11 protein-coding genes and 1 pseudogene are annotated in these 13,562 nt (G+C 55.1%); 3 read left to right on the forward strand and 9 right to left on the reverse strand.

Annotated elements, in window-relative coordinates:
- Positions 1–7: 7 nt before the first annotated feature.
- The 4 genes from ACR3ES_RS06260 to ACR3ES_RS06275 form a co-directional block, all read right to left on the reverse strand.
- A complete protein-coding gene (locus ACR3ES_RS06260; protein WP_480425040.1) occupies positions 8–2,548 on the reverse strand; it encodes a vWA domain-containing protein in 2,541 nt (846 codons plus the stop codon).
- Between the two features lie 81 nt (positions 2,549–2,629).
- A complete protein-coding gene (locus ACR3ES_RS06265) occupies positions 2,630–3,010 on the reverse strand; it encodes a hypothetical protein (protein ID WP_170436456.1) in 381 nt (126 codons plus the stop codon).
- Between the two features lie 14 nt (positions 3,011–3,024).
- The gene (locus ACR3ES_RS06270) at positions 3,025–3,894 is read right to left on the reverse strand and encodes a hypothetical protein (protein ID WP_170436453.1); all 870 of its coding nucleotides are present in this window, start codon (positions 3,892–3,894) and stop codon (positions 3,025–3,027) included.
- Positions 3,891–5,834, reverse strand: a complete 1,944-nt coding sequence (locus tag ACR3ES_RS06275) for a toll/interleukin-1 receptor domain-containing protein (protein WP_170436450.1) — start codon at positions 5,832–5,834, stop codon at positions 3,891–3,893. The genes ACR3ES_RS06270 and ACR3ES_RS06275 overlap by 4 nt, the downstream gene beginning before the upstream one ends.
- A gap of 309 nt (positions 5,835–6,143) precedes the next feature.
- Between ACR3ES_RS06275 and ACR3ES_RS06280 the strand changes: the two are divergent.
- Positions 6,144–6,509, forward strand: a pseudogene (locus tag ACR3ES_RS06280) (IS6 family transposase); the annotation flags it as partial.
- Positions 6,510–6,533: 24 nt separating this feature from the next.
- On the opposite strand, the gene ACR3ES_RS06285 reads toward ACR3ES_RS06280, so the two are convergent.
- The 4 genes from ACR3ES_RS06285 to ACR3ES_RS06300 form a co-directional block, all read right to left on the reverse strand.
- A complete protein-coding gene (locus tag ACR3ES_RS06285; protein WP_170436447.1) occupies positions 6,534–7,769 on the reverse strand; it encodes a helix-turn-helix transcriptional regulator in 1,236 nt (411 codons plus the stop codon).
- 635 nt (positions 7,770–8,404) lie between these two features.
- The gene (gene sstT / locus ACR3ES_RS06290; protein ID WP_170436443.1) at positions 8,405–9,634 is read right to left on the reverse strand and encodes a serine/threonine transporter SstT; all 1,230 of its coding nucleotides are present in this window, start codon (positions 9,632–9,634) and stop codon (positions 8,405–8,407) included.
- Between the two features lie 228 nt (positions 9,635–9,862).
- Positions 9,863–10,330 (reverse strand): isochorismatase family protein, encoded by a 468-nt coding sequence (locus tag ACR3ES_RS06295; RefSeq protein ID WP_170436440.1) that lies wholly within the window; start codon positions 10,328–10,330, stop codon positions 9,863–9,865.
- A gap of 19 nt (positions 10,331–10,349) precedes the next feature.
- Positions 10,350–10,763 (reverse strand): VOC family protein, encoded by a 414-nt coding sequence (locus ACR3ES_RS06300; protein WP_170436438.1) that lies wholly within the window; start codon positions 10,761–10,763, stop codon positions 10,350–10,352.
- Between the two features lie 312 nt (positions 10,764–11,075).
- Here ACR3ES_RS06300 and ACR3ES_RS06305 point away from each other — a divergent pair, with 312 nt between their 5' ends.
- Entirely contained in the window at positions 11,076–12,077 is a 1,002-nt protein-coding gene (locus tag ACR3ES_RS06305; RefSeq protein ID WP_170436435.1) for a DUF1254 domain-containing protein, read from the forward strand.
- A gap of 10 nt (positions 12,078–12,087) precedes the next feature.
- Positions 12,088–12,630: a hypothetical protein gene (locus ACR3ES_RS06310; protein ID WP_170436432.1), complete on the forward strand. Its 543-nt coding sequence runs from the start codon at positions 12,088–12,090 to the stop codon at positions 12,628–12,630.
- Between the two features lie 157 nt (positions 12,631–12,787).
- Here ACR3ES_RS06310 and ACR3ES_RS06315 read toward each other — a convergent pair whose 3' ends face one another.
- The gene (locus tag ACR3ES_RS06315; protein WP_170436428.1) at positions 12,788–13,528 is read right to left on the reverse strand and encodes a MipA/OmpV family protein; all 741 of its coding nucleotides are present in this window, start codon (positions 13,526–13,528) and stop codon (positions 12,788–12,790) included.
- Between the last annotated feature and the right edge of the window lie 34 nt (positions 13,529–13,562).

Genomic DNA, 13,562 nt, shown 5'->3' on the forward strand with positions numbered 1-13,562 from the left:
ATCGTCCTTACGGCAGATGTTTCAGCAGGATCAGGGTGGCTTCGAGTCCCGGATCATCCGACCCGAAATCATTCCATAGGTTGGTCTGATCGAACGTGTCGCGATAGATTTTCTGCTTGGCCTCGATGTTCTCAATGAACTCCTCGCGCAATGAATTGGACAGTGAAGACCAGTAGTCGCGGTCCAGCCTCAAAACCTCACTCTTGTAAGGCAGATTTTGCAGGAAGGTCGGCATCAGCGTCTGCACCGCAAGTCGGTCATCGGCACGCACGGCGTCCGGGTCAGTCGACATTTCAGCAGCCAGCACTTGCAGGTTGTTAAAAAAGGCCTGTGGATCATCCCCGCCCGAGCGGAAGGCGCCGACGATGGCATCCAACTGCTTGTCCAGCGTCGACAATTGGTTACGGGTCAGAAAAACACTCACCTCCAATGTGACACGGGCAGGGTCGATCATATCCCGGTCAGACGCCCAACCGGCCAGAAAAGCCGGTGCATCTCCGCCTCCGACCTCCGCGAGGCTTTCAAGCTGCGCGCGGAAGATCTCATTGGTGACGATCTGCGCGAGGCTTGGGCTGTCAGAGTCTGCATCCGACATGTCGGGCACAGGCTCAAACTCAACCTGATCCAGAAGTTCGCCGCTGTTCACGGTTAGCACCGCCCGGGCAACGCTGCGGGCCATCGGTTGCAGCTGGTTCAGAAACGCCTCGTCCGAGGTTGCGTCCAGGGCCAGGTACTTTTCTAACCCCAGATCGCCCGTTTCGCCCAGAACCCTGTACTGGGTCTCGGCAACGGATACGTCGCCAAGCTCGGTATTGGCCGGGGTCAACAAATGGATTGGAATGATCGCAATGTTTCCAGCCCGTGCATTGGCGGCCACAGTTTCCGCCGTAGTGCCGGCATCGCGAATCAGCGGATCGTCACCGCTGCGAGCCGAAGCGTCGGTCACCAAAATGACGATCCGCGCATCGTAGGGAGACCAATCCAATTCCTCGATGGCATCGGTCAGACCAGCATAGGCGTCTTCCTTGAATTCAAGTGTCGGGGCCGACGCCTCCTGAATTCTGTTCAGATTGGCCAGAGCCTGCCGCGACGGCGCATCGGGATCAAGCGGCTGGAAAACCTGAGTGACATATTCAACGCCCGAGGAATCACCATCTGCGTTGTCCCGAAATCCAACGAATCCAAACGACACGAAGGCCGATGTTTCGAACGTCCCGAACGCGTCGTAAAACTCGTTCACGACCTGTTTGGTCCGGTCAATGAACGGAGCCATTGAGATCGTAGTGTCCATCACGAACACTACACCAACCCGAAATTCGCCATCTTTCGCGGCGGCTTCACCCGCATCCACGGAAAAGCTGTCGGAATCCGTTTCTCCGACACTTTCAGCTTCAGCGGGGATGGCCGCGACCTGCAACAGGGTGGTCTCGGTCAGACCGTCAAACAAGTCCTGCCGCCAATCAAGAATCGGCAAAAGATACGGTTCATTTGAAAACGTCACCGCGGTTTCCGGTTCGATTGCCACCAGATTGGGATTCCATGTCGGTGTGCCGTCGGGATCAGCTGCCAAACGATCCTTTTCGCTTTCGATCTCAGCATAGATGTCGCGCGCTTCGTTTGCGAAAAACGGAGAGTTCACGATGTCGGACAGCGGTGTGTCATCCTTGAAGAACAGCACACGCTCACGTTGGCCGCGCGGCGTAAACTGCATCACCAGCATGGACGACCACGGCAGAGACGCTTCGGCCTTGATCCAGCCGATCGGACCATTGCGCAGCTGATCGCCCACTTGCAGCCAGTCGGTGCCGCCGGCGGAATTTACATCATAGACGTAGAGGACCGAAAAGGTCGGCAAAACTGTGCCTTCGGCCTCGGACGTTGGCGCGTCGCGTAGATCGGCGTCCGGTAGAGAGATCACCCGTCGGAACAGCGCGGGATTTTCGGCGTCTTCCATCGGAGCCCGGACGGTTGCCGCTTCGGTGCTGTCTTCTGACGTGTCGACCGTTGCGTTGGGATCAGAGTCTTCCGCGACATCCGGCGCATCTGTATCGTCACCGCTTTCGCCCTGCGGGGGCTCGGCCGGGGCTGGCTGGGTTTGTGACGGATCGGTTTCAGCGGTATCTTCGGGCGCGCTGTCTTCTGTTGCGTTTTCGGTCGAGGCCAAGACGTCTTCGCGCGCTGCAATCAAGCCTTCATAGGCGGTTAGATTTGTTTCATCCTGATCAAGCTGTCCGGCGACCAGGGTCAGCAAATCGATGGCCATGCCATCAGCGTCACATTCGACCTGGGTCGTGTCGATCTCGCTAGCTGCCAGCACCGGTGGCTCCGGGCGGGGCGGTATTGTGGACTGAACGTCGTCAGCAAGATCGAAGACGCGAAAATCCTGCCCTTCCGCCCGCGCAATCAGTTTGCGCAGCGTTCGGTCATATTCGGTTATCTTGTCATTTAGTGTTCTGATTTCCGCCAACGTGTTCTGGCTACAATCATCAGCAAACGCACTTGTCGAAATGACGGTTACAACCGCCGCACTCAAAAAAAACTTCAACACCAGAATCCCCCAAAGCTAATAGAGATAGTGTTGCTAAACTCTGACGTTACGTCAACAATTCTGGAAACATTCTCAAAAATTTCACCGCCACAGGTAATCCGCAAAGCCTCTGATTAGGTCAAGCGCCGTTGCAGAACCCGAAAAGACTCCAAACCGATCCATGGCAAATACGCCCTCGGCGCTAATCATCATCAAGGCGAGACCCAGCGCGATCCATGGCAGCGCAACAGCGATGCGGCCGATTGCGAAAACATAGGATTGCGGCGCCTGTTTCCTGAGACGGGCCGCAACCGCCAATTCCGCGTCCACTCTAAGAAGCAGGTAGCGCAGCACAAACGCCAGAAGAACCAAAAACCCAGACAACAGAGCCACAAACGCCAACCAGTTGAATTCAGTCGGGGTCTGGCGTGCCAGGTTAAAGAATAGCCTCTCCAGACTGTCTGGAACCAGAAAACGCAGCATGTTCGACCTCTGCCTCAGTCCATATCCGCAGGCGGATCGGACTTGTCGGACAGTTTTGCTTGTTTCTCTTCTTCGATGGTCTCCAGGTTGCCAGAGTAATTGCTCTCGGCCTGCTTCACCAGATTGATTTGCTGGCCGCGCAGGCTTTGAATGGTCGGATGATCGCTGGGCAGGTCAAGGTCCATCAACTCGTTGATGGCCCGCTGCACATCTTTGGCGCGCTCGGCCACATCCAGCGTTTCGCCATGCTTGTCCTTTTGCAACCCGCGAATGACGCCCAGCGTGGCGTTCAGGCTGGCCGCTTTCGCCTCGTCCCCGTCATGCGTCGCCTTGACCAGCCGCGCCCGCACTGTGTTGACGATCATGTTGATTTCATCCGGGTCGGCGACATTTTCGTCGCGCTTGACGATGACGTCGACAGTATTGACTTCAAACAGACTCACCCGCGCAATCGAGGATGCCTCGACTTTGAGTTGAGCTTCACATTCATCTTCGAACATTTTGTATTCTTCAGGCCCAAATCGCTTGGCTTGTTTGCCAACGGCCTTTGCCAGAGGGCGCATGAGCGTCTCTTCGATGTCAATCCCGTCCAGAATCGCATCCTCCATTTTTCCCTGGTCAATTCGATAAGTGACGTCCAGCGTGACGTGAAACTTCATTTCGCCGACCGATGAAATGGCGTCGAATTGTGTACTGTCCCGGGTCCAGCCCGTGTGCACCTGATAAAAACGCGCGTATTTTCCCAATAACCTCTCTCCAAGCGTCAGCCGGGCGGGGTGACCCAAAGACACGATCTGGTTTTTGCGTGTCTTGCCAAAGGTGAGCCAATGGCGTCGCGCTTTGTCCAATGCGCCGAAGCTGTCGAAATCCTCAATCAGTTTCATGTATTTTCCTCGTTAAACTCGTGATTTAGCGGCCCACCGGATTGAACGGCTAACTTGTCCTCGTCGCTGGTCCAGCGATCACTGCCATCCAAAACCATCCCTGCCCTGTCCGTATCCCGTTCAGCCAGCGCGGCGTAAACCAGACCGGCAAACGCCAGATAGGGGTCCGGGTCGGGCAGTGGTTCGCCTTTCTTCAGAAGGGCGGCACGTTCATGGGCGAAGGATTTGAAGACAAGTTGCATTTCGCGGCGCGGCAGATAACCCAACCGCCTCTTAGCTACCCCGGCCCGAACAAACCCAGCCACGATCCGGCGTACAACGTCCCGATCATGCCCGGCAATCTCGGCCGTGAGATCTTGCAGGGTCAAGCGGGTACTGTCTTCGGTGCTCAGCAGCGGCATGCCGAGGAACGCAAACATCAGCGCCGCAATCGGGGTTTGGCGTTCCAGCACCGCCTCCGTGTCCGGCGCCGCTTGATCAGCCCAGTCGGCCAGAGCGGCCAGGAACATCGCGGCTGGAACCGCGCGCGATCCAGCCACTTCGCCCTCATCGGTCAGGTCAGGCAGGGTGGTCTGGTCTTTGCAATTGTCTGGACCATCGGGTTCCGGCGTTGGCGGTTCTTCATCTGAAATCGTCAGGGTGAGCTCGGACAGTTCCTCGGAGCTTTCGGTTTCCTTCTGGCCATAAAGCGCCGGGCTGCGACGTGCAGCTTGCCGCAACGTGGGATCGACAAACAGCTCGCGCCCGATCTTTTTCATGACTTCAATCGAGAGGTCGGGACGGCGCAGTGCCAGCCGCCCCAAGGCAATGACTGTCGCCAGAAATTTGCAATACAAGCGAACCGCCTTCGAGCCGCGTTGCGGCTCGGCCAATGGCATAAGCATCTCGCGGACTTGGTGCAGATTGGCTTCGTTTTCCACTGCGCTTGCGATGATGTCAGCCGCCAGAAAAACAGGCCGCAATGTTTCATTCGGCAAAAGCCAGGCATTCAGAAGCCTATGGCGCAAACTGTGCAGGTCGTGCTGCGACAGGCTACCCAACGTACGCACGATGGCCTGATCCAGCACATCGCGGCGCTCTTGTTGCAGCCGTTCCGCCATCCAGTCAAAGAAAACCTCGCGCACTTGGTCCATCTCGTCCCAAACGTGGCGCAGCAACGCGCCGCGCCAGTTGCGGTCTTTGAACCGCAAAACGGTCGGCTGGGCCATTCCACCCGGATCGGGCAATGTCACGCGCTCAGCTCGGATAAGCGCGAACCGTTCGCTCGCCGTGGTCATCGACAGCGCGCGGGGTTCCTGTGCCCGTTCTTCTTCGGTTTTTTCCCCGAGCCGGGATTCGATGCTGGCTTCGATCTCGCGCGCGGCCTCAATGACAAGATCGGCGGACTGATATTCCAGCAGCATCGTGGCCAGCGCCAGGCTGATCGAAGAGGTCGAGGGCGGCGGATCAGAAGCAAACCAGCCCGCAGGGGTCACCGCGTCCGTTGCGGCAAAGCCCTGGACGTTGAGGCCGGCTTTGCCGTCAATCAGATCTTTCAGGAATTGCACATGCTGCCGGAATTCGATGTTCTTATGCAGTTCAGAAATCGACGGGCAGGACACCGATTGCAAGAAGGTGATCTTTTCGACCAGATCAGGGGGCGCCACAAAATCACCAATGTAACAGGGAAGAATCAGATTCTTCAGCCCGCTGTCGCGCGCCATATCGATTTCTTTTTCGATCCAGCCCGAAGACTTCGGTCCCACGCTTTCTTCGGTCAGTAAAACGATCATCGCACGCGAACGCCGAATCCCATCGGCAATCCAGTCGCGGAAGTCCCCGGTTCTGATCCGGCCATCATACCAAACATTCAGTCCGACATCTTCCAGGTAGGATATAAGATCTTTTACGTCGGCCTGATGGCGCCTCGCATAAGAAATGAAAACGGAATCACTCGTCATCAAATAAGTTACCCTGTCCAATACAATATGGATTAACGCGTTTTGGGTGACGTGCGTCAACCTTGCGCAAGTCCGAGTATCAAAGTCGATTTCACCACCGTACCTATCCGTCCTCTGGAAGAAGACTACAGATACAACTCAGTTATTCGACAGCCATTCGATCACCCGATCCACCTGGCTCGAATCGTGATTGTGGCGTGCGACGTAGAAATCCAGCGGGATTTGTCGCAAACTCTGGGGTCTAGCTGACGAGCATGCGTGATCTGAGGTTTTTACTGGTCGAATAATTTTGGAACAGGTTATTTGAGCATGATCTCGTTAAAGGGCTTTCATTTCCCCAAGGATAAAGTTTTGCGCGCTGTGTACTTCTACCTGCGGTACACGGTTTCTTATCGTGACTTGGAAGAGATCATGGCTGAGCGCGGTGTGCGAGTTGACCACGCCACATTGATTAGGTGGGTTGTGAAATACTCGCTGATCGCCGCGACTCGCGCGCAATCAAAGAAGCGTCCCCCCGACCGTTCAAGGCGCATGGATGAGACCTATGCGCGGGTCAAAGGCAAATGGGTTTAGCTCTACCGAGCGATCGACAAACACGGCAAGACCTTGGATTTCATGTTGTCCGAGTGCCGGAATAAAGCCGCCGCGATGAAGTTCTTAGCCCGCGCGCTTGAAGCGGCCCGCGCGGGATACTCCATCTCAGTCAGCGGCGGGCCACACAAGCTGCTCGATGAAGCTGTGTTTGGAAGGTGCCAGACTGACCTGTTCTTGCTTCCATTTCCGCCGCAGTTCCAGCGGGGTCATGCCCAACTCCTGTCGAAAAGCGCGATAGAAAGACGAGCGGGAGTTAAAACCGACGTCAAAGGCAATCGATAGAATAGTTGCGTCGCTGTCGAGAAGCGCCCTGACCGCGCGACGAATCCGGAAGCTATTCACATAGTCGAAGAACTTGCGCTGTATCTTGAAGTTCAACGTCTGCGAGACATAATTGGTGCTGACGCCGATATGATTGGCCAAATCCCACAAGGACAGGTTGGGGTCACTATAGAGGTGGTCCCGCTGCATGGCTGAACCAATCTTGGATGCGATCCTGCTCATATCTGCATCGGTGAGCGCGGATCGACTGTATTTTGGCATCGCCTTCTGTGACTTTGCCAGACGCTCAGTTTCTGACACTGACAAACCCGGTCGCTGGCGCATCCCCCAGATCGCCACGACGCCGATCAAGGCGACGTCGGCAAAACTCAGAACGAGGTCGATGGCAGGTGACATACCAGCGATCATCGGTAGGTCCAGCAATTGAGCAATATGCGATACCCAATAGACAGCCCCCGCTATGGCAATCCACCAAATCCAGTGTAGTTCGCGACTTTCAGTGCTGGCGAACAGATCCTTGAGCCGGCTGCTGTAGATGTAGAGAATGCGCAACGTCCATAGCAAGTAGACCAAAACCTGTAGATATAAAACAAGGGCCGCCACATTGGCAAAGATCGTAACCCAGGTGAGAAGCGTAGTTTCGACCACCTCGCCCCGCTCCAACGCCGCAATTGTCGCAGACGGCAAGAGCAGATACGCAACGCTGGCAACCATCGCCACGCAGATGGGCAGAATATGCCAGAGAGCCCGCCGTGGCGGGAAGTTGCGGGTCTCTGAGGTCAGCATCCGAACGTAAAGCCAAAACAGGGGCGCCATAGTGGTCAAAACAGGCAGCGACATCGCGATCACCAGTCGGACAGTCAGGCTCGGTTCAGGGTCAGTAAACACCTGCTCCAACAGCATTGGCAAAATGGCCAAGACTTGAGCGACAAAAAAAAGCCCCAGCGGTAGGTAAATAATCTTATCCTCACGACGCTGAAACATCTGAATGGCACAGATCGCCGACATCCCCATTAGGAACATATCGCTTGCGAACTGAAGCGCTTCGATCGAAGTCATCCGATTGTCTCCATCTGTATCCGCAGGATTAGTAAGACCGGGTGTTTCGCTCTTTGACCGAAAATGCAACCGCATACCTAGCCAAGGCGTTTGTGTCGGAAACGTTTCGCCAGATTGACGATGCAGCCTGTTCTGGAATTGGTTTCATTCAAAAAGCTCTCGGATAGGCTTAAGCAGGATGTGTCGAAAGCTTTGATGGACAAGTTGCGCCTTTGCGCAATTGTTTTGTCGGGCTTTGGTGCAAAGTTCTGAACGTGCCGATTTAATCTGGCGATCAAATTGAAGGTAGCTGGCCAGTTCCACGAATTGTCGAAATAGACAGGATCCAGATGTGAATTGACCCGTGCGGTCATGTGCGCCAATTCGATTCCGTCATGGTGCAATATCTTGGCGTTGAACTTTAGCACGCATTTGCCATCGCGCAACCTATTGAAGTCTAACGCAAAAGGGCCGTCTTCTCGGACGGCCCTTGACGCCCGTTAGCTGACAGTTGCTGACACTGCGACGCTTTCCGTCGAACCTGCCACTCGCCGCGTCCGCAAATCAGAGGTTGGCCGAACTCATGCAATCCGGACTCATTGTGAGTTGAACCACCGACCAACGCCAGCGCTTGTAGGAGGTGTTTTACGCAGTGCCTAAGCGGCGACTTGCGTCACTGGCAGTTTGCGGGGGTAGGGATCGCCTTGCTTATATGACCCCGCCGCAGTGAACAGAACGTCTGTCGAAGAGTTCAAACCGGTTTCCGCAGAATCTTGCAGTACGCCGATGATGAAGCCGATGCTAACAACCTGCATAGCGGTTGCGTTGTCGATGCCAAACAAGCTGGCGGCCATTGGGATCAGCAACAGCGACCCGCCCGCCACACCCGATGCCCCCGTTGCAGCAATCGCGGCAATGATGCTCAGAAACAGGGCCGAGAGGAAATCGACCTGAATGCCCATTGTGTGAACGGTCGTCAGTGTCATGACCGTGATGGTTATGGCAGCACCGGCCATGTTGATCGTCGCACCGATTGGGATCGTGACCGAATACGTCTCTTCATCCAAACTCATGCGGCGGCAAAGCTCCATGTTCACCGGAATATTGGCGGCAGAGCTGCGCATGAAAAACGCGGTAATCCCGGATTCTTTCAGGCAAGTGAAGACCAACGGGTAGGGATTCTTGCGAATGCGCAGGAACACGATCAGCGGGTTCACAACGAGCGCCATAAAAACCATACAACCGATCAACAACGCCAGCAGCTGGCCATAGCTTGCAAGCGTTCCAAAACCGGTCTCTGCAATCGTCGAGGCCACGATACCGAAGATACCAATTGGGGCGACCCGGATGATCGCAGCAACGATCTTGGTGATGGCACCGTCCAGATCCGACATCAGGGTCTTGGTCGAGTCGCTCGCGTGGCGGAACACCAGCCCAAGACCAACGGCCCAGGCGAGAATGCCGATGTAATTCGCGGTTGCCAGCGCATTCACCGGGTTGTCTACGATTTTCAGCAGGATGTTCTTAACCACCTCAGCTAGGCCATCCGGGGCATCCAAAAGCTCGGGCGTGCCTGTCAGATGCAATGTGATCGGAAACATGTAGCTGGCCGCAACGGCAACCAGTGCAGCTGCGAAGGTTCCGAGTATGTACAATAGGACTACGGGGCCCATGCGCGCCTGGCTGCCCTTTTTGTGGTTTGTGATTGCGGCGCAAACCAGGATCAGCACCAGAACGGGCGCAACGGCTTTCAATGCGTCAACGAAGAAGTCGCCAAGCAGGCCGACGGCTGAACCAGCAGCAGGCCATAGAGTAGCGAGAAGAGCACCAGCGACGAGGCCAATGATGATTTGCGCAACCAGGCTGCCGCGCAGAACAAAATTCATGGGGACCATCCTGTTCAAATAGGGGCCTGACGGGTGAAACGTGCTCTCTCGCAGGTCCGGTTAGAGTTAAAGGGCTGGTGGCTATTTGGGCGCTTTAGAATTGATTTAAACGTCTTAAGAAGGCTAGCGCTTTTTTGGTCTTCGCTGAAGAGGTTGTTTTTCGCGTGAAAAACGCGTGATTTATATTGGTATTCCAAAGGATTACCATAGGTCAACTTGGGTGCGGGATTAAATGATATCTAAATGATTCTTAATGACATTCCCAAAGTGATGGCGCCATAAGTCGACCCCAAGCTGGCCGCTACGGTCCAGTGATGAACCAATAACGGCGTCAGCCACGATGGTCGGATGAAGTCCCGCATCAAAGAGTGCAAACCCTGCTGCCAGGACGCAGGTATCCGCCTGGATGCCACAGACCAATACACGCTCTACCTTCCAGCTTTTGAACTGCTCTACCACCTCCGAAGGCGGACCATATCCATGTTTCAGAACGGTTCGATCTGTTTGGACGAGGCTGGTCTTGTCCAGATCTGGCTTCCACCCAAGCTGCTGTAAGAAAGGTACTTTTGTCTCATCATGGTGGATCACCGTTGCGATGGAAGGCAAGTCGGAGGCGAGCACCTGGCAACGCTCTACCAACCAACGCGGCGGGTCAAAGTTGGGCTGAACATCGACGACCAGTGCGGCTTGTTTCAATAAGTCACTCCTATGCAGATCAAATCGCCTGATGGACCTCGACAATGTTTCCTTCTGGGTCGTGAAAGAAAACCTGGTGCCACTCTTTTGCAAAGGCGGTGCCATAGTCCGAGTAAGGAATTCCGTTGTCATCCAGTAGCGTTTTGAACGCCTCGATGTCATCGGTGCGAAATGCGATATGGCCACGTTCAACGGGGTTGATAGCTGCTCCGTTTTTGAACGCGACGGCGAGGTTCTTTTCAGCCAGGTGCATTTGCATTTCGCCATCGGTCGCGAACCGGATTTTGCCGCTGTAGCCGCTATCGTCAGTCTCATCTGACCGCGGGAAGTTCTCTATCGGTATATCAGCCAGCCCCAGCACCTGCGTGTAAAACCGGTGCATCCGATCGACATCTTCAGAGACAAAGTTGATATGGTGAAATTCCAGTTTCATGAAAGCCCGGCCTTTTGATTGGTCAGCCCATTCAGACAATCGCAAGAACAGGCGACAGGCAAGCCCTCAACGGAAGTATTGAAACTTGCTTTTTGCGCTTGCAGCGCGAAAAACACTGCACCTGCGTAGGTTGCTCTTTTTTATCGGGAGCTGAAACCGGTCGTTCGAGGGGGAGCTGAAACCGGTCGTTCGAGGGGGGAGCTGTCTTTCATGGAAGAGACGAGCTGATACTTTACTTTGGTAGGAGGTCTGCAATTATTGTGACCAGTTAAGCCCACCGACTTTTGTCCAAAATCGCCGAGGGTTCTAATCATGAAATTTGCTTTGACAAACATAGGCGCGCTAGCCTTTTCGTCTACTGCCTTTGCCCAGGAAATTGTCACTCCCGACACATACATCCGCGCCGAAGTGGACCTGACTTTCGCCCAATTTCAAATGAATGCGGGAAGCGACGTAAACCGCTTTTACTACATTCGAAAACCAACACCACTTGATGCTCAAGCCGTCGTCCGAATGAACCGCGACACGCTGTATGCCGGGGCGGTGGTGGATACTGAAGGCGGGGCTACAATCACGATCCCGGAGTTTCCGGACGACCGCTACTTCTCGATCCTTGTCATCGACAACGATCACTACGCGCCGGTCGTATTTTACGAACCCGGCACCTACAACGTTCCGGGCGATACGAAATATGTCTCGCTCATCATGCGCATCCAGATTATGGACCCAAGCGACGCGGCGGATGTGGCGCTTGTGAATGAGATGCAGAACGCGTTTGTGATCGAAGCGTCAAGTCATGACCTGTTTCCAGAGCCCCAGTGGGACGCGAACAGCATGCTCGCGCTTCGGGCTGAGTATGAGCAGGAGTTTCAAAAATTCGCTCAGTATGAGTCTGATTGGATGGGGCCACGCGGTGACGTGAATGAAGAGACCCGGCATTTGGCAGTTGCCGGGGCCTGGGGTCTTTTCCCCGAACGGGACGCGGTTTACATCAACTACTCCGGCCCACCTTCGGCCGATACCTGCTACACGGGTACCTATGACGTACCACCCAACGATGCGTTTTGGTCAATCACCGTGTACGGCGCGGACGGGTTTATGGACAGCGACACCAACATCGTCAACGACCGAAATGTAGTGTTGAACGAAAATAGCACCTTCACGGTGCATTACGGCTCAGAAGATATGTGCGGTGACCAACCGAACCGTGTTGATATATCAGATGGCTGGAACTTCCTGATGCGCATCTACCGGCCCGGACAAGCCGTTCTCGACCGCAGTTACACTCTTCCCGAGGTGACGGAGGCATCTTGAGATAATGATTATGCGTATTACGACATCGCCTGCCGCCAATCTTTGGGCCGGAACTGTGCTTACCGGCGGGATTGAGGTCACGCTCGACAATTTCACCATCACCGAAACTGATCGCTACCTGTCCGAACACTCTGCCGAGCATGCGGTCAACACGATCCGCCACTCGCGAGAGCCCTCTGGAACTGACAACCAATTTGGCATCACAGAAAACAAAGACGTCTTGTATAGCCACGTAGTCGTCGATATCGAGGGCAGGGTCCGCGCCCTGTCGATCAGCGTGGCGTCGATCTGGACTGAATCTTCCAGCCGAAACGGGACAAACGGGCGGCAAAACGGCTGTTGCACCAAGTTTGGATCATTGCTCCGACAAGGGTGTGAACAATCGAGCAGAGACCAGCAATCTCCCATCTCACAAACGGGAACAGATGATGCAATGCCATCGATCTCTAGGAGGACGGCAGAGGTTCGTGGCGATCCACTCAGCCGCCCGAAATTGTTTCTGTTTCCCCGCAAGTTGTCACTCGGCATTAACAACCCGATCTCACCTCCTTGAAGCATTTGACGTCTGGAATGCGGCCACTCAAGCAGCCTGAGGCCAGAGCATCAGCACTCCTTGGCAGCCCCACAGTTAAGGTTGCAAAACCCTTCTCAACGCTGCGAAACAGCCCAGCTGACGCTCGTTTTACGCCGCCCCCGGCTGTCGCCCCTCGCTAGAACTGGTAGACCAGACCGAGGTCCAAGCTACCGGTGTTTGAGTGATCGACCAACGGGCTGTCCTCGTAAGCCGATCCAAGATGCTGATAGCTGACCGCGCCGACGAATGTGATGTTGTCTGACAGCGGAACGCTGGACGTCACCTCGATATAGGGGATGACCGACGCGCCGGGTGTATAAGCGGCACGCCGACCATTCGCCTCGCCGCTCGATACACCAACCAGATATTGATTGAGATCGCCGTCACGGAACTTGCCGCCCAGGGAAAGATCCAGGTTGACCATCCCCAACGCGTGTTCGGTCCCGACAGATAGATCGGCCTCAAAGCCATGATGGGCAGACGATACATCTTGCATGAGGCTGCCCGCGATGTACGCTTGTGTCCCGATTTCGTATCGGGCAAACAGCCCCGCTTCGATCGCAGAGTCGCGCTCCAGACCGTCAAAAAGCGCTCCATCAGGAAAATCGGGATCTGCGCGCACCCCCAGTGCGACACCAAGAGTCACATCCGACCGAGCCAAAAACCTGTATGATATACCGTCAAAACCGATGTGGAGTTTCGCAGTATCGTAGGCGAGAAGACCGCCAAAGGCGTCGTCCCAGCTGTCGCTCCCAACATAGTAGTCAGATTGGACGCCAGCAAAAGCTCCTATGCTCCACCTGCCTTCCGCAGCGGCAGGCACGGCAGCAACAAGGACGCTTCCGATTGAAGCGATAAGGGTTCTGAGAATTTGCAATATTCAAGTCTCCGAAAAGAGGTGTGATTTTGGA

Source organism: Ruegeria sp. B1 (genome assembly GCF_056535885.1).